Consider the following 18,471-nt stretch of genomic DNA (forward strand, 5'->3'; position numbering starts at 1 on the left):
CCGACCCGACGGCCTCCTCTGAAGGCGCCCCGCCGACCATCCCCGGTGTCGGCGGGGCGTTTCCGTGCCCGGCCACGACCGGCGGCGCCCGCGAGGCGTACTCGCCCCCGGAGTGGGTACGGTCGAGCCGTGACCGAGACACGCACCGAGCACGACTCCATGGGCGAGGTCCAGGTGCCTCGCGACGCCCTCTGGCGGGCACAGACGCAGCGCGCGATCGAGAACTTCCCGATCAGCGGGCTCACCCTCCAGCCCCGGCACGTCCAGGCCCTGGCCCACGTCAAGGCGGCCGCCGCGACCGCCAACGCCGCGCTGGGCGTCGTACGCCACGAGCAGGCGCAGGCGATCGTCGCCGCGGCCGACGCCATCGCCGAGGGGACGCACGACGGGGAGTTCCCGATCGACGTCTTCCAGACCGGGTCGGGGACGAGCTCCAACATGAACGCCAACGAGGTCATCGCGACCCTGGCCGCCCGGGCCGACGTCGAGGTCCATCCCAACGACCACGTCAACGCCTCGCAGAGCAGCAACGACACGTTCCCCACCAGCATCCACGTCGCCGCCACCCTCGCGGTCGTCGACGACCTGCTGCCCGCGCTCGACCGGCTCGCCTCGTCGTTCGAGGCCAAGGCCGAGGAGTTCGCCGACACGGTGAAGTCCGGCCGCACCCACCTGATGGACGCCACGCCCGTCACGCTCGGGCAGGAGATGGGGGCCTACGCCGCCACGCTGCGGCTCGGCACGGAGCGGCTCGAGGCGGTGCTCCCGCGGGTGCGCGAGCTGCCGCTCGGCGGCACGGCCGTCGGTACCGGCATCAACACCCCGGCCGCCTTCGCCGAGCGCGCGATCGCCGCGCTCGCCGACCGGACCGGACAGCCCTTCACCGAGGCGGGCGACCACTTCGAGGCCCAGGGCACCCGCGACTCGCTGGTCGAGCTGTCCGGCGTGCTGCGCACGATCGCGGTGGGACTGACCAAGATCTGCAACGACCTGCGCTGGATGTCGTCCGGGCCCACGACCGGGCTCGCCGAGATCCACCTCCCCGACCTGCAGCCCGGGTCGAGCATCATGCCGGGCAAGGTCAACCCGGTGCTGCCCGAGGCGACGCTGATGGTCTGCGCCCGTGTCGTCGGCAACGACGCCACGATCGCGTGGGCCGGCGCGTCCGGCAGCTTCGAGCTCAACGTGCAGATGCCCGTGATGGCGCACGCGCTGCTCGAGTCGATCCACGTCCTCTCCACCTCGTCGGTGCTGCTCGCCGAGCGGTGCGTCGACGGGATCACCGCGGACGCCGACCGCATGCGCCACTACGCCGAGTCCTCCCCGTCGGTGGTCACCCCTCTCAATGCCCACATCGGCTACGAGGAGGCGGCCAAGGTCGCCAAGAAGGCGCTCGCCGACGGCGCGACGATCCGGGAGACGGTGATCGCGATGGGCTACGTCGAGCGCGGCGACCTGACCGAGGAGCAGCTCGACGCGGCCCTCGACGTCGATTCGATGACGGGTCGGGCATGAGCGACATCACCAGCCCTGAGCACGTGCGCGCCCAGTACGAGACCGAGGACCGCCTCGAGACCCGTCGCTCGGTGTGGCACCCGACCGACGACGGCCGCGACCCCGCTGACGAGGCGTTCAAGGCCATCGACCGCGCCATGACCGGTGACTCGCGGGTCCTCGAGGTGGGCTGCGGCACCGGCGCCATGGCGGGACGGATCAACGCACTGCCCGGCGTCACGCTGGTCGCGGTCGACTTCTCCGAGCGCTTCGTCGAGCTGACGGCCGCCCGCGGCGTCGACGCCCGCCAGGCCGACATCTGCTACCTCCCCTTCGAGGACGACAGCTTCGACGTCGTCTACGCCGGCTGGATGCTCTACCACGTGCGCGACATCGACCGGGCCCTCGCCGAGGTCCGCCGCGTGCTGCGTCCGGGCGGCACGTTCGTCGCGGTCACCAACGGCGACGACAGCCTCGCGGACCTGCGTCGCGAGGCCGGCGGCCGCCCGATGGTGACGAGCTTCTCGAGCGAGAACGGCGAGTTCACGCTGCGGCGGCGCTTCAGCGACGTACGCCGCCAGGACCTCGAGACCCGCGCCGTGTTCGCCGACCACGCCGAGGCGCAGGCCTATCTCGACTCCTCCGACGAGGGGCTCGTGCTGCCCGTCTTCGAGGGCTCGCGAACCTGCGCCGGCCACGTGACGGTCTTCGAGGCACGCTGACGAGCAGGGGCTGCCGATCGTCCGAAGTGCGTCCTAGCCTCGGGGCATGACCGCGACCGACAGCGAGGCGACGTACGAGATCAAGCCCCTCACGCCCGAGACCTGGCCGGCCTTCGACGACCTCGTCATCCGGCACAACGGGATCTTCGGCGGCTGCTACTGCATCGCGTTCCACCCCGACGGCCCCGAGCGCGGCCAGGGCAAGGAGGCCAACCGCGCCCTGAAGCGGTCCTTCGTCGAGCAGGGCCTGGCCCACGCGGCGCTGGTGATGGACGGCGACGAGGCCATCGCCTGGGCGGAGTACGGGACCCCGGCCGAGCTGCCGAGCATCCACCACCGCAAGCAGTACGACGCCGAGAAGGACGCCGACCCCGACTACCGGATCACCTGCGTCTTCGTCGACCGCCGCCACCGCCGGCAGGGCCTCGTCGAGGTCGCGATCCGCGGTGCCCTCGACCTCATCGCCGAGGCCGGTGGCGGCGTGGTCGAGGGCTACCCCCACGACCTGACCCACCAGACGAAGAAGATGTCCTCGTCGTTCCTCTACAACGGCACGCGCCGCCTCTACGAGCGCCTCGGCTTCACCTACGTGCGGCCGAAGGGGCTGAAGAACTGCGTCATGCGGAAAACCATCGACGCCCATTGACCTACATACCCCCCAGGGGTATGTTCCCAGACATGGAACACCAGACCACGCACCACACCGAGCACCAGGTGGCCCACGGCGAGCACCACGACATGGGCAGCACCAACGCGATGGCGATCTCCGCCACCCTCCACTGTCTCACCGGCTGTGCCATCGGCGAGATCCTCGGCCTGATGATCGGCACCGCCCTCGGCCTGGGAAACCTCGCCACGATCGCGATCGCCGTCGGCTTGGCGTTCCTCTTCGGCTACGCCCTGTCGACGCTGCCGCTGCTGCGCGCCGGCCTCGGGCTCGGCGCTGCGTTGAGCGTCGTCCTCGCGGCCGACACCCTGTCGATCGCGACCATGGAGCTGGTCGACAACCTCGTCATGGCAGCGATCCCCGGAGCCATGGAGGCGGGGCTGGTCAACCCGGTCTTCTGGCTCTCGATGATGCTCGCGCTGACGGTGGCGTTCTTCGCGGCCTGGCCCGTCAACCGTTACCTCCTCGCGCGCGGCAAGGGCCACGCGCTGACCCACGAGTTCCACGGCGCCGAGCCCGAGGGCGCGCGGCGCTTCATCCCCGACCTCGCCACGTCGACCCTCGTCGCGGCCATCGTCGCCTTCATGCTCGGCGGCCTCGTCGTCTCGATCGCCGACGAGCTCGAGGCACCGCCCGAGACCAGCCACGCTGCCGCGACTCGGTGACCCGAGAGGGACTCAGTACCAGCCGTTGCCCTGCTTGAAGCTCCACGCGCTGCACGGGGTGCCGTAGGTGTCCTGGATGTACTCCAGTCCCCAGCGGATCTGCGACTCGGCGGAGGTCATGTAGTCGGCGGGCAGCTCGTGCAGCTGCGTCAGGGCCTGCGGGATGCCGTACGCCGACGACGTCGGGTTGTCGGCGTCGACGCGCCAGTCCGACTCGCTGACGTAGAGCGAGTCGAGGCAGGAGAACTGGTCGGAGGAGAAGCCGTACGCCGGCAGCAGCGCGCGGGCGATGTCGCGCGGGTCGCCCTCGGAGAGCTTCTCCGACCGCGTCACGGCCGAGCCGCCGGCCATCTCGAGCGCGGTGGCCTTCGCCTTGTCGGTCCGTCGGGCCGAGCGCGAGGCGACCTGGCGCGAGTCGCGTCGCTCGTCGGCGGCCGCGTCCGCGGTGGCCTCGGGCGATGCGCTCGGGGACGTGCTCGGGGACGCACTCGCGGACGCACTCGCGGACGTGGTCGCCACGTCCGCGGCGGCCGGGGACAGCACGTCGGGGTCGACCGAGGCGAGGCCGCTGGTGACGCTCACGCCGGTGACGGCGGCGGCCAGGCCGGTCAGGGCGACGCCGGTGCGCAGGGCACGACGTGGCGCGCGCACGGCCTTGTGCTTGCCGGGCGCGCGGTGCTTGGGGGCGTACTTGTCTTGCTTCGACACAGGGGCTCACGGGGGTTGACGACAGGGGGCGTCACGCCGGGTCCATGTACGACAGGCGCGGTTCGACCACGAGGACACGGTGCGGCGGGACGGGGCGGTGGTGCGGGGCTCCCGGCGTCCTGCCGACGACCGAGGTCACGAAACGGTCACGAGCCACCTTGCATGAGGCTTCAACCACGTGCAAACCGAACCGCACAATTGCCCATGCCTCTTGCGTCACTCCGGTCACACGAGGTCACACGACTCCCACCCGTCGCGCCGACGTGACCGCTGTAACGCCGGGTTGATGGCTGTACCCCCCGTGATGCATCTGGGTGGGTAGTTGCACTAACCCGGCGTTACAGCGTCAGGTCGCGCTGCCTCGACGTACGCGCCGAGGGGTCAGAGGGTGACGTCCTCCAGCATCTCGGTCACGAGCGCGGCGATGGGCGAGCGCTCCGAGCGGGTGAGGGTGACGTGGGCGAAGAGCGGGTGGCCCTTGAGCTTCTCCACCACCGCGACGATGCCGTCGTGTCGCCCGACACGGAGGTTGTCGCGCTGGGCGACGTCGTGGGTGAGCACGACCTTGGAGTTGGCGCCGATGCGCGAGAGGACGGTCAGCAGCACGTTGCGCTCGAGGGACTGGGCCTCGTCGACGATGACGAACGCGTCGTGCAGGGAGCGGCCGCGGATGTGGGTCAGCGGCAGCACCTCGAGCATCCCGCGGTCCATGACCTCGTCGACGACGTCGCGCGAGACCAGGGCGCCGAGGGTGTCGAAGACGGCCTGGGCCCAGGGCGACATCTTCTCGTTCTCCGAGCCGGGCAGGTAGCCGAGCTCCTGGCCGCCGACGGCGAAGAGCGGCCGGAAGACCACGACCTTCTTGTGCTGGCGACGCTCCATGACGGCCTCGAGGCCGGCGCAGAGGGCCATCGCCGACTTGCCGGTGCCGGCGCGGCCACCGAGGGACACGATGCCGACCTCGGGGTCGAGCAGCATCTCGAGCGCCACCCGCTGCTCGGCCGAGCGGCCGTGGATGCCGAAGGCGTCGCGGTCGCCGCGCACGAGGTGCACGCGCTTGTCCGCGCCCACGCGGCCCAGCGCCGTGCCCCGCTCGGACAGCATCACGAGGCCGTTGTGGCACGGCAGGTCGCGAGCCTCGGCGAGGTCGATCACGCCGTCCTCGTAGAGCTCGTCGAGGTCGCTGGCGGCCACCTCGAGCTCGGCCATGCCGGTGTAGCCGGTGTCGGAGCTGCTGATCGCCTCGGCGCGGTACTCCTCCGCGTCCAGCCCGACCGCCGAGGCCTTGATCCGCAGCGGCAGGTCCTTGCTGACCAGGGTGACGCGGTGCCCCTCGTTGGCGAGGTTGCGCGCGACGGCGAGGATGCGGGTGTCGTTGTCGCCGAGGCGGAAGCCCGACGGCAGCGACTCGGGGTCGGTGTGGTTGAGCTCGACGCGGAGCGTGCCACCCTCCGCGCCGACCCCCACCGGCTGGTCGAGACGCCCGTGGACGATGCGCAGCTCGTCGAGGGCTCGCAGGGCGGAGCGGGCGAAGAAGCCGAGCTCCGGGTGGTTGCGCTTGCCCTCGAGCTCGGTGATCACCACCACCGGCAGGACGACCTCGTGCTCGGCGAACCGCTTGATCGCGGCCGGGTCGGCGAGGAGGACGCTGGTGTCGAGGACGTACGTGCGACGGGTGCTGCTGGGTGAGGTCTTGCTGCTGGCCACGACTAACCCCTTGCTGCGGGTCGGCGCGCGCACTCCTCGCCCGGCCCGATGTCATTCAACGGACCGGAGAGCTCCCATCTGAGTGCCCAAGGTTTCCTCCCGGTTCAGCAAGCTTCCCCACCTGCCGATACCGGCGAAAGTACGCCCGGTGGCACCCCGATCCGGGGCGACACGCCCGAACGCGAGGTGACCGCAAGATGACGTCTGGGGACGGCGGGTCAGCCGCCGAAGCGGCGCTCGCGCTCGGCATACGCCCGGATCGCGCGCAGGAAGTCGACGCGGCGGAAGTCGGGCCACAGGGCCTCGCAGAAGTAGAACTCCGAGTTGGCCGACTGCCACAGCAGGAAGCCACCGAGGCGCTGCTCGCCCGACGTGCGGATCACCAGGTCCGGGTCGGGCTGGCCCTTGGTGTAGAGGTGCTCGGCGATGTGCTCGACGTCGATGATGTCGGCGAGCTCCTCCAGGGAGGTGCCCTTGGTGGCGTGGTCGGCGAGCAGGGCGCGTACGGCGTCGGCGATCTCGCGGCGACCGCCGTAGCCGACGGCGACGTTGACGAGCAGGCCGTCGATGTCGCGAGTGGCCTCCTCCGCCGCCTTGAGCCGCTCCGCCGTCTCGGTCGGCAGCAGGTCGAGCGCGCCGACGGGGTGGATCCGCCAGCGACGGGCCTCGGCGAGGGACTCGACCGCGCCCTCGATGATCTTCAGCAGCCCGGTGAGCTGCTCGGGCGGGCGGTTGGTGAGGTTGTCGCTGGAGAGCAGCCACAGGGTGACCACCTCGACGCCGACCTCCTCGCACCAGCCCAGCAGCGGCCGGATGTTGTCGGCACCGGCTTGGTAGCCCTCGGCCGTGTTGAGCCCGACCGCCTTGGCCCAGCGGCGGTTGCCGTCGAGCATCACGCCCACGTGCTTCGGGATCTGGTCGTGGGGCAGGAACTTCACCACCCGGGACTCGTAGGCCGGGTAGAGCACCCGTCGTACGGCGTCCTTCACGTTGACCACCCACCGATCGTAACGCCGCAACGCCGTGTGACCGGTCACTCGGTGCAGTCGACTGCGCACTTCACACCTGTCCGGGTATTTTCTTTGGCATGGAGATCCAGGCATGACCCCTCGCGACCGAGTCGAGCACGCCGTCGAGCGCGCGAGCGAGGTGATGGCCGACAAGATGGCCGAGATCAAGCCGCACCTCCGTGGCTGGCTGCACGCGGCCACCGCGCCCATCGCCCTCGCCGCCGGGATCGTGCTGGTGGCGCTCTCGCCGACCGCGTCCACCCGCATCGGGTCGGCCGCCTTCGCGTTGTCGGCGTTGCTGGTCTTCACCGTCTCGGCGATCTACCACCGCGGCACCTGGTCGCCGCGCACCTGGGCGTTCCTGCGGCGCTTCGACCACGCCAACATCTTCGTGCTGATCGCCGGCACCTACACGCCCTACGCGCTGCTCTTCCTCGACGGCACCGCCCGTACGACGTTGCTCGCCGTCGTGTGGGGCGCGGCGATCGCCGGCGTGGTGTTCCGCGTCTTCTGGACCGACGCGCCGCGCTGGCTCTACACGCCGATGTACATCGCCCTCGGCTGGGCAGCGGTCTTCTTCATCCCGCAGTTCATGGAGGGCGCCGACCGGTTCAGCAGCGGCATCGCAGCCGCCACGCTCGTGCTCGTGGCGGTCGGAGGTGTGCTCTACACGCTCGGCGGTGTGGTCTACGGCCTCAAGCGTCCCAACCCCTCGCCCCGGTGGTTCGGGTTCCACGAGGTGTTCCACTCGTTCACGATCCTGGCCTTCGCCGCCCACTACGTCGGCGTCTCGCTGGCGACGTACTCCCTGCGCTGAGCCTCCCTCCCGCTGCGGTGAGGCTGCTCACGTCGGGCAACGATCGGCGGCGCCCGGTCGTCGTACAGGGGAAGCCCTGTCCCCCACCCCCGCCGAGAGATGACTGACTCCCCCACCGACAAGCCCGACCGCCAGCCCTTCCTCGACCTGAGCCTCCCCCAGCTCGTCGCCGGCGCCACCGCCGCGGCGACGTCGGCGATCCTCATCAGTCGCCTCGACCTGCTCGGCACCGTGCTGGGCGCAGCCTTCGCGAGCGTCGTGTCTGCGATCGTCACCTCGGGCCTCGTCGGCGGGTGGCAGCGGGTGCGGACTGTGCCCAGCAGGTTCCCGCGCAACGTGCACGGCATGGTGGTGACCGCCGCCGCCCTCGGGCTGGTGGTCCTCGCCGCGCAGGCGGGCCTCGAGCTCGTCACCCAGGACCTGCCGCGCGACACGTTCGCCGCGCGCTGGCTCGCGGAGATCGGCGTCAGCCGAGGCTGAGCACCGCGAACACCACCAGGGACGCCACCACGACGACGACCGCCAGCACCCACGCGGCCAGCGACGCGCGACGCGCCAGCCGCTCGAGCGCGAGGTAGGTCGCGGCGATGACGGCCAGCCCGACGGTGACGTGCAGGAGCACCGCCAGCATCACCCCGGCGATCGCCCCGGCCATCCGCAGCCGTCCCCACAGCAGGCTGAGTGCCAGCGGGAGCACGACCGCCCCCGCGAACCCGCCCGCGAGCTCGGCCCACCACGCTCGCTCACCCATCCAGGGCACGTCGACGGCACCGACCCACGAGCGGTCGAAGAGGTCGCTGGTCGCGCTCCAGCCGAGGTAGACGATCGCGGCTATCGTGACGCCCGCCGCCACCCGGTAGGACCAGTGCTTCGCCCTCGACCACGGGACGGACCGGCCGACGAAGACCGTCGCCACCGTCACGGCCGACCAGACGATCCACCGCCGGATGACTCCCGTGCCGGTGTCGGCCATCGCGTCGCGGAAGACCCGGTCGGCCTCGACCCGGTCGACCTCGTGCCCCTCGGTCGAGACGTAGGACGTCTCGTTGTCGGGACCGGCCACGAGCGCGTCGTGGAGGAGCGCGGCCGGGAGGTGTGCGCCGGTCTTGGGCACCAGCCACGTGAAGAGCGCCGGAACCGAGGTCAGGTCGGTGCGGAAGTCGGCGCGCGACGGGACGAGCAGCTCGCCGAGGTGGCGGTCGCGGTAGGCCAGCCGTCGTTCGAGCGTGAACGTCTCCACGCCCTCCTCGGCGTGCCGCTCGAGCACGATGCGGGGGTCGGCGCCCGGGTCGGGCGGGTCGCCCGGGCCCGCGTCGGTCGGCAGGGTGCCGCCGTCGTAGAACCGGCGCGGCTCCACCGACACCTGCTTGGCCATCGATCCCACGCGTTCCCGAGCCTGCATGCACCCAGTCTGGCGCGGCCGACCGACAGCCTCCAGAAGCAGCGCGGGTGCGCCGGTTGCGGGCGGACTACGGCAGGACCAGGTCGTGCGGCTCGGTGACAGGCGCCGCGCACACGTGGTGGTGGCAGACGTACGCCGCTGGCTTCCCGTCGACCGGGTGCCGGCCGACCAGGAGTGGCACGTCGTCGCGCGCCGCGTCGGAGACCACCACGACGGCCGTCGGGTGGTGGCGGGCCTTGTGGGCGAGGGACTCGCGCCGGGCTCCGGGCGGACCGACGATCGCGACCTCGGCCGGGCCGTCGCGCAGCGCCACCGCAGCGGCCAGCGACCACCCGGCGAAACGTGGGGCTCGGGTCGCCAGGTCGTGCACCGACGCCAGTGCGTCGTCGGCCGTCTGACGGTAGCGAGGCTCACCGGTGATGGCGGCGGCGGTGACGAGCGCGTGGACCAGCGAGGAGAGGCCGCTGGGTGAGGCGTTGTCGGAGGCGTCGCGCGGCCGCGCCACGAGCGCCTCGGCGTCGTCGGCGGTGTCGTGGAACCCGCCGTCGCCGGCGGCGAACCGTTCCAGCGCCGTGTCGACGAGGTCGGTGGCCGCGCGCAGCCAGCGCACGTCCCCGGTGGCCTCGAAGAGGTCGAGCCAGCCCGACGCGACACACCCGTGGTCCTCCAGGACGCCGGCGGGGGCGCCGACGGCTCCGTCGCGGGACACACGTCGCAACCGCCCGTCCACCAGGTGCACGTCGAGGAGCAGCTCCGCTGCCGCAGTGGCTGCGTCGACGTACGCCGGCTCCTCCAGCCACAGCCCGAGGCGGACCAGCCCGCTGATGGCGAGGCCGTTCCAGGCAGCGACCACCTTGTCGTCGCGGCCCGGGCGCACTCGGGCCGACCTCGCCTCCATCAGCCGCGCCCGGACGTCGAGCCAGCGGTCCTCGTCGTCGGCGTCGCGGCGCAGCTGGAGCACGGAGGCCCCGTTCTCGAAGGTCCCCTCGGGCGTCACCGAGAAGAGCTCGGCCGCCCAGACCCCGTCCACCTCGCCCAGCGCCTCGACGAGCTGCGCCGGGGTCCAGGCGTAGAAGCGTCCCTCTTCGCCCTCCGAGTCGGCATCGAGGGCCGAGGCGAACCCACCCTCGGCGGTCCGCAGCTCCCGCAGCAGGAACTCGGCTGTCTGCTCGCCGGCCCACATGGCCGGCGCCGTCCGCCGGTCGGCGCACACGCGCATGAGCAGCGCGTTGTCGTAGAGCATCTTCTCGAAGTGCGGCACCACCCAGCCGCCGTCGACGCTGTAGCGCGCGAACCCGCCGCCGAGCTGGTCGTGGATCCCGCCGCGGATCATGTTGTCGAGCGTGTGGTCGACCATCCGCAACGCGTCCTCGCTGCCGTGGCGCAGCAGGAACTCCAGCACCATCGAGGGCGGGAACTTGGGCGCGCCCCCGAAGCCGCCGGCCACCGGGTCGAACTCGGCGCCGAGCGTCGCGACGGCGGCATCGAGGTCGTCCGGACCGATCGGGGACGACGGCAGCACCGCCGGCGCCTGCAGGTGCTCGCGCAGCTGCGCCGCCTGCTGTCGTACGCCGTCGGGCCGCTCGCGCCACGCCTGGGTGAGCGCCTCGAGCACCTGGCGGAAGGATGCCTGGCCGTGGCGGGGGGTGTCGGGGAAGTAGGTCCCGGCGAACCACGGGTTGGCGTCGTGGTCGAGCACGACCGTCATCGGCCAGCCGCCGTGGCCCGTCATGGCGACCGTCGCCTGCATGTAGATCGCGTCGACGTCCGGACGCTCCTCGCGGTCGACCTTGATGCTGACGAAGTGGTCGTCGAGGTAGGCGGCGGTCGTCTCGTCCTCGAAGGACTCGTGCGCCATGACGTGGCACCAGTGGCACGCGGCGTAGCCCACGGAGAGCAGGACCGGCACTCCGCGGCGGCGCGCCTCCTCGAAGGCCTCGGGCCCCCACTCCCACCAGTCGACGGGGTTGTCGGCGTGCTGGAGCAGGTAGGGCGAGGTGGCACTCGCGAGGCGGTTGGGCACCTCGTCAGCCTAGGCTTCCGGCTCCCGCCTAGGGTGCGGCCATGACCACCGCGCGGACCGTTCCCGTCACCACCGAGATGGACGGTGACGAGCTGGACGCGCTCGACGCCTGGCACCTGGCGCGCGAGCACGGCCTGCGCAAGATCGTGGTCGAGTCGTTCGTGCGGTTCCGCTACGGCGACGGGTTCACCAACTCGCGCGCCCTCGCGCTGCAGGCGTGCCTCGCCGTCGTCCCCTTCCTCCTCGCCCTGACCGGACTCGCCTCCGACATCGACCAGGAGCGACCGGCCGCGGTCGTGGCCCACGTCGTCGACTCGCTCTCCCCCGGCTCCGGCGACAGCGACGCCCTCAGCTCGGCCGTCGACGAGTCGGACGCCTCCGAGGCCGCCGGCGAGATCGCGCTGGTCCTGGGCCTCGGCTTCGCGCTCCTGTCGATGACCACGGCGATGGCCCAGGTCGAGCGCGGCGCCAACCGCATCTACGGCATCCGACGCGACCGCAAGGCACTCCACAAGTACGGCCGGGCGGCGGTCCTCACCATCGTCCTCGCCGGCCCGGTCGCCGTCGGGTTCGTGATGCTCGTCGGCGGTGGCGCCCTCGGCGACGCGATGGCGGAGAACTACGGCTGGTCCGACACGGCGGTCGACTGGTGGAACGGCCTGCGCTGGCCGGTCGGCATCGCGCTGCTGGTCTTCGCGATCGCGGTGCTGCTCGACCACGCACCCCGGCGCCGGCAGCCCGCCCTGTCCTGGCTCGCCCTCGGATCGGGTATCGCCGTGGTCCTCAGCGCGACGGCCACGGCCGGGTTGGCGGCGTACGTCTCGCTCAGCGGGTCGTTCGGCACCGTCTACGGTCCCCTGGCCGGCATCTTCGCGCTGCTGCTCTGGGCGCTCCTGTCGTCGATCGCCTTCTTCTACGGCACGGCCGTGTGCGCCCAGCTCGAGGCGCTCCGGGCGGGCGAGGTCGCGCCGTCGTACGAAGACCCCGGCCGCCCGCACGCGCGCACCGTCGGCGACCAGGTCAGCCCTTCGTCGACCCCAGGGTGAGACCGGCGACGAACTGCTTCTGCAGCGCGAAGAACACCACGAGCACCGGCAGGGCCACGATGATGGAACCCGCCGCGACGAGGTTGGTGTCGGTGAAGAACTGACCCCGCAGGTTGTTGAGCGCCGAGGTCACCGGCAGCTTGTTGCCCTGCTGGATCAGCACCGTCGCCCAGAAGAACTCGTTGTAGATCCAGGTGACCTGCAGCGTCGCGAGGGCGGCCAGCGCGGGGCGCACGAGCGGCATGGTGAGCTGCCAGTACTGGCGCCACACGCTGGCACCGTCGAGCTCGGCCGACTCGTAGATCTCGTAGGGCAACGTCTTCATGTAGTTGCTCAGCACGAAGGTGCAGAAGCCCATCTGGAACGCCGTGTTGACCAGGATGAGCGCCCAGAAGCTGTTGAGCATCGAACCGGAGTCGCTCATGAACAGCGGCAGCGGGATCTCCCGGAACATGCGGAACACCGGGATCAGCAGGGCCTGCGGCGGCAGCAGGTTGGCGGCGAGGAAGATGCCGAGCATGGTGAGGTTGAAGCGGTAGCTGAACCGGGCGAGGACGAACGCCACCATCGAGGACAGCCAGAGGGTGAGCACCACGGCCGGGACGGTGACGAGGAACGAGTTCCTCATGTGCAGCCCGAAGTTGCCGCGCGTCCAGGCCTCCTCGTAGTTGGCCGTGGTCCAGCCGCCGAAGGACAGGTAGCCGTTGGCCTGCGTGTAGTCGTAGTCGCGGAAGGAGTTGATCAGCGCCCACACCAGCGGGAAGAGCCAGGCGAGGGCGAGGAGGGCCATGATGACCGTCGCGACGATCCCGCGACGACGGCTCAGCACGCCTCCCTCGGCACGGGGCGGGGGGACCGCCTTCGTCGCGGGCGTGGTCGCGGCCGGCGCCTGGGTGCTCATCCTCTGCGCTCCTCACGGAAGACCATCCGCAGGTAGATGGTGATGAAGACCGACGAGATGAGCATCATGATGACCGCGAGCGCGGATCCGAAGCCGTACCTCGTCGCCTCTCCGATGACGTTCTGCGCCACGAGGGCGCCGATGACCTCCAGGCCGTTGCGGCCCTTGTTGATCACCCAGACGAGGTCGAAGGCGCGCAGCGACTCGATGACCACGATGACGATCACGACCATGTTGATCGGCCGCATCACCGGGAAGATGATGTGGAAGAAGGTCTTCACCTCGCCCGCGCCGTCGACCGCAGCCGCCTCGCGGAGGCTGGCGTCGACGCCCTTCAGGCCCGCCAGGTAGATGAGCATGATGTAACCGGTGTGACGCCAGGCGGTGGCCACCAGGACGGCCCAGAGGTTGATGTCGGGGTCGCCGTACCAGTCGACCTGCGTGCCGAAGACGTCGTTGATGAGTCCCTGGTCGCGGGAGTAGAAGAGCTGCCAGATGAAGCCGATGAGCGCCAGTGACAGCACCACCGGCATGTAGAAGGCGGTCTGGTAGAGGCGGCTGCCGCGCATCTCCCGGTCGAGGACGACCGCGAGCAGGATGCCCAGGACCGTCGGGAAGACGAACAGGAAGCCCAGCCAGATCAGGTTGTGCTGGATCGCCGGCCAGAACGGCGGGTAGATCGTGACGATGTCCTCGTAGTTCTGGAAGCCGACCCACTCGATGGTGTCGAGGTCGCCGAAGCCGTTCCACTTGCCGAAGGACAGCGCGACCGACCCCAGCGCCGGCAACCAGACCAGCCAGACCACGAGGAACAGCGGGATCGTGACCATCGTGATGACCACGAGCCGGTCGCGCCCGGACAGCTTCTTCTCCCGGCCCTGGGCAGGTGCCACGGCCCGCTCGGCCGTCCCGGCGGGCCGCGGCGCCTCGTCGATGTGTGCCATGGCTCAGCCGAAGATGGAGGCGGCCTGCTCCTGGATGCTGGCCGTGACCCCGTCGATGTCGTCGGGGTTCTTCAGGAACTCCTGGATCGACGGGATCATCACCGTGTTGGCGAAGTCGGCGTTGGTGTCGCGGTCCATGAACTGGGCGATGTTGGCTGCCGCACTCACCACCTCGACCGACTTCTTCTGCAGGTCGCTGTAGGTCGACGTGCTGGCGCCCTCGTTGGCGGCGATGAACGGCGCCTCAGCGGCGTTGTTGCCCGCGTCGGCGGCGGCAGCGCTGCCGAGCCACTTGGCCATCGCCTTGCCGGCGTCCTGGTTCTGACCGGCGGCGGCGACGCAGAAGCCGTCGATGGGGGCGTCCAGCGAGTCGGCGGGGATGGAGGAATCGAGCTGCGGGAAGGTGAAGAAGTCGAGGTCCTCGCCGCTCTCGCCGAGGGCGTCCACGACGAAGGTGCCGAGGAGGTACATGCCGCACTCGCCCTTGTTCATGGCAGTTGCCGCCTCCTGCCACGTGCGGCCCAGCGGATCGGCCTGGTGGTACGGCAGCAGCTGGCGCCACGTGTCGAAGACGAGCTTGACCTCGTCGCCGTCCCACGCCTCGTCGCCGGCCATCAGGCTCATGTGGAAGTCGAAGCCGTTGAGCCGCATGTTGAGGATGTCGAAGGTGCCCATCGCGGGCCATCCGTCCTTGTCGCCGAAGGCGAAGGGCGTGATGCCCTTGCCCTGCATGTCGTCCATGAGGGCCATGAAGTCGTCGTTGGTCTCCGGCGGCGCCCAGCCGTTCTTCTCGAAGACCGACTTGCGGTAGAAGACCGCCCACGGGTAGTAGCTGATCGGCACGAAGTACTGCTTGCCGTCGGGGGCGGTCGCCGCCTCCTTGAACGAGTCGCCGAGGCCGTCGATGGGCCACTGGTCGCTCAGGTCGGTGATCAGGCCGTTCTCCGCGAACTGCGCCATCCGGAAGCCCGCGAACCAGGTGAACACGTCGTCGGGCGTGCCCTGGAGGTAGGTGTTGATGCTCTCCTGGAACGTGTTGTGGTCGACCGCGTTGAGCGACACCTCGGTGCCGCTCTCCTCGGCGTAGGCGTCGGCGATCGCCTTGAGGCGGTCGTACGCCGCCCCCGACCCCTCCGCCTCGTTGATGCCGAACTTCACGGTCGCCCCCTCGCCGGAGGCCGGACCGCCGGAGTCGTCACCGCCACACGCGGCGAGCAGGTTCGCCCCGCCGACGGCGAGGCCGCTGAGCGCCAGTCCGCGCAGGACGGTGCGGCGAGAGGCGGCCATGGTGGTGAGCGCCGAGCGGGGGATGGCGCTGGAACGGGACAGTGACACGACGGCCTCCTGGGTAAGGCTTGGGGAGCCTGGGGCAAACCGAACAGGGATGCACAGCATGTGACGGGCACCACAGCCTCGTCAACCCTTTGGGGCGGTCATTTCACACCAGATCAAACATTTCCGAACTGAAATCCTCGTTGAAGCGTTGACTTTCACCTGTGAGCGCGGACACAGTGGGCCGCATGCCGACCTCTCTGCCCGCGCTGGCCTTCGGCGGCGACTACAACCCGGAGCAGTGGCCGGCCGCGGCCCACCGCGAGGACCGCGAGCTGATGCACGAGGCCGGGGTCGACCTCGTCACCCTCGCCGTCTTCTCCTGGGCGTGGCTGCAGCCGCGGCCCGGGGCGTGGGAGTTCGGGTGGCTCGACGAGCAGATGGATGACCTCCATGAATCCGGCATCAAGGTCGACCTGGCCACCGCGACCGCGTCCCCTCCGCCGTGGCTGACCCACCGCCACCCCGAGATGCTGCCGGTGACCCAGGACGGGCGCACGCTGTGGCCCGGCGGGCGGCAGTCGTTCTGCCCCAGCTCGCCGGTCTACCGCGAGCACGCCCTCGAGCTGTGCACCCGCATGGCCGAGCGCTACCACGACCACCCCGCGCTCGCCCTGTGGCACGTGTCCAACGAGCTGGGCTGCCACAACGCCCGCTGCTACTGCGACACCAGTGCGGCGGCGTTCCGCGCCTGGCTGCGCAGCCGGTACGACGACGACGTGGCCCGCCTCAACGACGCGTGGGGCACCGCGTTCTGGTCCCAGCGCTACGACGACTTCGAGCAGGTGCTGCCCCCGCGCGTGGCGCCCACCCACGCCAACCCCACCCAGCAGCTCGACTTCGCGCGCTTCTCCTCCGACCAGCTGCTCGACAACTTCGTGGTCGAGCGTGACGTCCTGCACCGGCTGTCGCCCGGCGTGCCGGTGACGACGAACTTCATGGTGATGCGCCAGACACCGGAGATGGACTACCTGCGCTGGGGCCGTGAGCTCGACGTGGTGTCCAACGACCACTACCTGATCGGGGCGGAGGACGGCGGGCACCGCGAGCTCGCGTTCAGCGCCGACCTCACCCGTGGCACGGCGGACGGTCGCCCGTGGCTGCTGATGGAGCACTCCACGAGCGCGGTCAACTGGCAGCCGCGCAACCGGGCGAAACGTCCCGGCGAGATGATCCGCAACAGCCTGTCGCACGTCGCCCACGGCGCCGACGCAGTGCTGTTCTTCCAGTGGCGCGCCTCGCGTGCGGGCGCGGAGAAGTTCCACTCCGGGCTCCTCCCCCACGCCGGCACCGACACCCGCCAGTGGCGCGAGGTGGTCGAGCTGTCGCGGGTGCTCGACGCCGCCGAGGAGGCCGCGGGCAGCACCGCGCGCAACGACGCGGCCATCCTCTTCGACTACGAGGCCTGGTGGGGCTGCGAGCTCGACTCCCACCCGAGCATCGACGTCCGCTACCGCGACCGTGCCGAGGACCTGCACCGGGCGCTGTCGGCCCGCGGCGTGGGGGTCGACGTGGTCCACCCGTCCACGGACCTGTCGTCGTACCGGCTCGTGGTGGTGCCCACCCTCTACCTCGTCGACGACGCCACCGTCGCTGCCCTCACCGCGGCCGCGGAGGGCGGGGCGACGGTGGTGATCACCTACTTCAGCGGCATCGTCGACGAGAACGACCACGTCCGTCTCGGCGGCTACCCCGGGGCGTTCCGCGACCTGCTCGGCGTCCGTACGACCGAGTTCCTCCCGCTGCTGACCGGCGAGTCGGTGCGGGTGGACGGGCTCGGCAGCGGACCGGTCACCGCCGACACCTGGGCCGAGGACCTCGAGCTCGCCGGCGCCGAGGCAGTGGCGACGTACGTCGACGGGGCCGCAGCGGGACTTCCCGCCGTCACGCGCCGGTCGGTCGGGGAAGGCACGGCGTGGTACGTCGCGACGCGCCTCGACGCCGGAGGGACCGACGGGCTGGTCGAGCGGATCCTCACCGAGACCGCCATCGAGACGCTGCCCGGCGCCTCCGACCTCGTCGAGGTCACGCGGCGCGTGGGCGAGGACGCGAGCTGGCTCTTCGTGATCAACCACGGGGAAGTGCCCGCCCCGGTCGCGGTGCACGGGGTGGAGCTGGTCACCGGTCGCGACGTCGCCGGGGACCTGCAGGTGCCACCCGGCGGGGTGGCGGTGGTGAGAGAGTCCGACCGACCCGCGACGGCGGGCGCCTGATGCTCGCCGCGCAGCGCCGGGGACGCATCCTCGCCGAGCTGAGCCGCGACGGGACCGTGCGCGTGACCGACCTCGTCGAGCTGCTCGGCGTCTCCGACATGACCGTTCGGCGCGACCTCGTGGCCCTGCACCGCGACGGCCTGCTCGAGAAGGTCCACGGCGGGGCGCTCGCGGTGGCCGAGCCGTCGGCGTCCGAGCCCGGCTTCGCCGCCAAGTCGGTGCAGCGCCGGCGGGAGAAGGAGGCGATCGCCGCCGCCGCCGCCGACCTCGTGCACACCGGGATGGCCATCGCGGTGTCGGCCGGCACCACCACCCACGCCCTCACCGAGCACATCGCCCGGATCCCCAACCTCACCGTCGTCACCAACTCGGTGTGGGTCGCCGACGTGCTGCACCGCACCGGCGACGCCACCACCTCGGTGCTCCTCACCGGCGGTCTCCGTACGCCCTCCGACGCGCTGGTGGGCCCGGTCGCGGTGTCGTCGCTGCGCAGCCTCCATGTCGACGCCTTCTTCATGGGCGTCCACGGCATGGACGTGAGGGCCGGCTTCAGCACCCCCAACCTGCTGGAGTCGGAGACCAACCGCGCGATGATCGAGCGATCGCGCCGCCTCATCGTGTGCGCCGACTCCAGCAAGTGGGGCGTGGTGGGCCTCAGCAGCATGGCCGGGCTGTCGGAGGCCGCGGTGCTGGTGACCGACTCGGGGCTCTCCGCCCAGGCGAGCGGTGCCCTCGCCGACCACGTCGGCGAGCTGGTCGTGGTGGACCCGGTCGACGGCGACGACGACCTCGAGATGGCAGGCGACGCATGAGCACCCCC

At 71.0% G+C, this 18,471-nt stretch carries 17 protein-coding genes; 9 read left to right on the forward strand and 8 right to left on the reverse strand.

The features are described from left to right. The first annotated feature begins 129 nt into the window (after positions 1 to 129). The 4 genes from HOO61_RS22150 to HOO61_RS22165 are packed head-to-tail and all read left to right on the forward strand — an operon-like array spanning position 130 to position 3,548. Positions 130 to 1,515, forward strand: a complete 1,386-nt coding sequence (locus HOO61_RS22150; protein WP_367650278.1) for a class II fumarate hydratase — start codon at positions 130 to 132, stop codon at positions 1,513 to 1,515. Next, positions 1,512 to 2,216 (forward strand): class I SAM-dependent methyltransferase, encoded by a 705-nt coding sequence (locus HOO61_RS22155; protein ID WP_172261944.1) that lies wholly within the window; start codon positions 1,512 to 1,514, stop codon positions 2,214 to 2,216. The genes HOO61_RS22150 and HOO61_RS22155 overlap by 4 nt, the downstream gene beginning before the upstream one ends. Before the next feature lie 46 nt (positions 2,217 to 2,262). Further along, entirely contained in the window at positions 2,263 to 2,862 is a 600-nt protein-coding gene (locus HOO61_RS22160) for a GNAT family N-acetyltransferase (protein WP_172261946.1), read from the forward strand. Between the two features lie 32 nt (positions 2,863 to 2,894). Further along, entirely contained in the window at positions 2,895 to 3,548 is a 654-nt protein-coding gene (locus HOO61_RS22165) for a DUF4396 domain-containing protein (RefSeq protein ID WP_253942656.1), read from the forward strand. Between the two features lie 12 nt (positions 3,549 to 3,560). Here HOO61_RS22165 and HOO61_RS22170 read toward each other — a convergent pair whose 3' ends face one another. The 3 genes from HOO61_RS22170 to HOO61_RS22180 all read right to left on the reverse strand — a co-directional run bounded on the left by HOO61_RS22170 (position 3,561) and on the right by HOO61_RS22180 (position 6,961). After that, positions 3,561 to 4,256 carry a lytic transglycosylase domain-containing protein gene (locus HOO61_RS22170; RefSeq protein WP_172261948.1) on the reverse strand — a complete coding sequence of 232 codons (696 nt, stop codon included), beginning with the start codon at positions 4,254 to 4,256 and terminating at the stop codon, positions 3,561 to 3,563. Positions 4,257 to 4,637: 381 nt separating this feature from the next. Then, positions 4,638 to 5,963: a PhoH family protein gene (locus HOO61_RS22175; protein ID WP_172261950.1), complete on the reverse strand. Its 1,326-nt coding sequence runs from the start codon at positions 5,961 to 5,963 to the stop codon at positions 4,638 to 4,640. Positions 5,964 to 6,181: 218 nt separating this feature from the next. Continuing rightward, complete coding sequence (locus HOO61_RS22180; RefSeq protein ID WP_367650279.1) at positions 6,182 to 6,961, reverse strand: isoprenyl transferase; 780 nt, start codon at positions 6,959 to 6,961, stop codon at positions 6,182 to 6,184. Positions 6,962 to 7,064: 103 nt separating this feature from the next. On the opposite strand from HOO61_RS22180, the gene HOO61_RS22185 reads away from it, so the two are divergent. After that, the gene (locus tag HOO61_RS22185; protein ID WP_172261954.1) at positions 7,065 to 7,790 is read left to right on the forward strand and encodes a hemolysin III family protein; all 726 of its coding nucleotides are present in this window, start codon (positions 7,065 to 7,067) and stop codon (positions 7,788 to 7,790) included. A 99-nt stretch (positions 7,791 to 7,889) separates the two neighbouring features. Next, entirely contained in the window at positions 7,890 to 8,270 is a 381-nt protein-coding gene (locus tag HOO61_RS22190) for a hypothetical protein (RefSeq protein WP_172261956.1), read from the forward strand. Here the strand turns inward: HOO61_RS22190 and HOO61_RS22195 are convergent. Both HOO61_RS22195 and HOO61_RS22200 read right to left on the reverse strand, forming a co-directional pair. Continuing rightward, complete coding sequence (locus HOO61_RS22195; protein WP_172261958.1) at positions 8,257 to 9,192, reverse strand: DUF1353 domain-containing protein; 936 nt, start codon at positions 9,190 to 9,192, stop codon at positions 8,257 to 8,259. The two genes, HOO61_RS22190 and HOO61_RS22195, sit on opposite strands and share 14 nt — an antisense overlap. 67 nt (positions 9,193 to 9,259) lie before the next feature. Beyond that, the gene (locus tag HOO61_RS22200; protein WP_172261960.1) at positions 9,260 to 11,215 is read right to left on the reverse strand and encodes a thioredoxin domain-containing protein; all 1,956 of its coding nucleotides are present in this window, start codon (positions 11,213 to 11,215) and stop codon (positions 9,260 to 9,262) included. A 41-nt stretch (positions 11,216 to 11,256) separates the two neighbouring features. On the opposite strand from HOO61_RS22200, the gene HOO61_RS22205 reads away from it, so the two are divergent. Then, positions 11,257 to 12,261 carry a YihY/virulence factor BrkB family protein gene (locus HOO61_RS22205; RefSeq protein ID WP_172261962.1) on the forward strand — a complete coding sequence of 335 codons (1,005 nt, stop codon included), beginning with the start codon at positions 11,257 to 11,259 and terminating at the stop codon, positions 12,259 to 12,261. On the opposite strand, the gene HOO61_RS22210 is transcribed toward HOO61_RS22205, so the two are convergent. The 3 genes from HOO61_RS22210 to HOO61_RS22220 are packed head-to-tail and all read right to left on the reverse strand — an operon-like array spanning position 12,236 to position 15,441. Further along, positions 12,236 to 13,162 carry a carbohydrate ABC transporter permease gene (locus tag HOO61_RS22210; RefSeq protein ID WP_172261964.1) on the reverse strand — a complete coding sequence of 309 codons (927 nt, stop codon included), beginning with the start codon at positions 13,160 to 13,162 and terminating at the stop codon, positions 12,236 to 12,238. The two genes, HOO61_RS22205 and HOO61_RS22210, sit on opposite strands and share 26 nt — an antisense overlap. Beyond that, complete coding sequence (locus HOO61_RS22215) at positions 13,159 to 14,106, reverse strand: carbohydrate ABC transporter permease (protein WP_172261966.1); 948 nt, start codon at positions 14,104 to 14,106, stop codon at positions 13,159 to 13,161. Before HOO61_RS22215 ends, HOO61_RS22210 begins: the two co-directional genes overlap by 4 nt. Positions 14,107 to 14,109: 3 nt before the next feature. After that, positions 14,110 to 15,441 (reverse strand): ABC transporter substrate-binding protein, encoded by a 1,332-nt coding sequence (locus HOO61_RS22220; RefSeq protein WP_216659176.1) that lies wholly within the window; start codon positions 15,439 to 15,441, stop codon positions 14,110 to 14,112. Between the two features lie 185 nt (positions 15,442 to 15,626). On the opposite strand from HOO61_RS22220, the gene HOO61_RS22225 reads away from it, so the two are divergent. Both HOO61_RS22225 and HOO61_RS22230 read left to right on the forward strand, forming a co-directional pair. Beyond that, positions 15,627 to 17,651 (forward strand): beta-galactosidase, encoded by a 2,025-nt coding sequence (locus HOO61_RS22225; protein WP_172261968.1) that lies wholly within the window; start codon positions 15,627 to 15,629, stop codon positions 17,649 to 17,651. After that, positions 17,651 to 18,463, forward strand: a complete 813-nt coding sequence (locus tag HOO61_RS22230) for a DeoR/GlpR family DNA-binding transcription regulator (RefSeq protein WP_172261970.1) — start codon at positions 17,651 to 17,653, stop codon at positions 18,461 to 18,463. The genes HOO61_RS22225 and HOO61_RS22230 overlap by 1 nt, the downstream gene beginning before the upstream one ends. Positions 18,464 to 18,471 lie beyond the last annotated feature (8 nt).

Origin of the sequence: Nocardioides sp. zg-1230, from assembly GCF_013155335.1 — a bacterium.
GTDB lineage: Bacteria > Actinomycetota > Actinomycetes > Propionibacteriales > Nocardioidaceae > Nocardioides.

Excerpts from the sequence above, each read along its gene's own strand:
- HOO61_RS22155 (WP_172261944.1), top strand. The coding sequence starts at position 1,512 with ATGAGCGACATCACCAGCCCTGAGCACGTGCGCGCCCAGTACGAGACC.
- HOO61_RS22160 (WP_172261946.1), top strand. The coding sequence starts at position 2,263 with ATGACCGCGACCGACAGCGAGGCGACGTACGAGATCAAGCCCCTCACG.
- HOO61_RS22165 (WP_253942656.1), top strand. The coding sequence starts at position 2,895 with ATGGAACACCAGACCACGCACCACACCGAGCACCAGGTGGCCCACGGC.
- HOO61_RS22185 (WP_172261954.1), top strand. The coding sequence starts at position 7,065 with ATGACCCCTCGCGACCGAGTCGAGCACGCCGTCGAGCGCGCGAGCGAG.
- HOO61_RS22190 (WP_172261956.1), top strand. The coding sequence starts at position 7,890 with ATGACTGACTCCCCCACCGACAAGCCCGACCGCCAGCCCTTCCTCGAC.
- HOO61_RS22195 (WP_172261958.1), bottom strand. The coding sequence starts at position 9,192 with ATGCAGGCTCGGGAACGCGTGGGATCGATGGCCAAGCAGGTGTCGGTG.
- HOO61_RS22205 (WP_172261962.1), top strand. The coding sequence starts at position 11,257 with ATGACCACCGCGCGGACCGTTCCCGTCACCACCGAGATGGACGGTGAC.
- HOO61_RS22210 (WP_172261964.1), bottom strand. The coding sequence starts at position 13,162 with ATGAGCACCCAGGCGCCGGCCGCGACCACGCCCGCGACGAAGGCGGTC.
- HOO61_RS22215 (WP_172261966.1), bottom strand. The coding sequence starts at position 14,106 with ATGGCACACATCGACGAGGCGCCGCGGCCCGCCGGGACGGCCGAGCGG.
- HOO61_RS22225 (WP_172261968.1), top strand. The coding sequence starts at position 15,627 with ATGCCGACCTCTCTGCCCGCGCTGGCCTTCGGCGGCGACTACAACCCG.
- HOO61_RS22230 (WP_172261970.1), top strand. The coding sequence starts at position 17,651 with ATGCTCGCCGCGCAGCGCCGGGGACGCATCCTCGCCGAGCTGAGCCGC.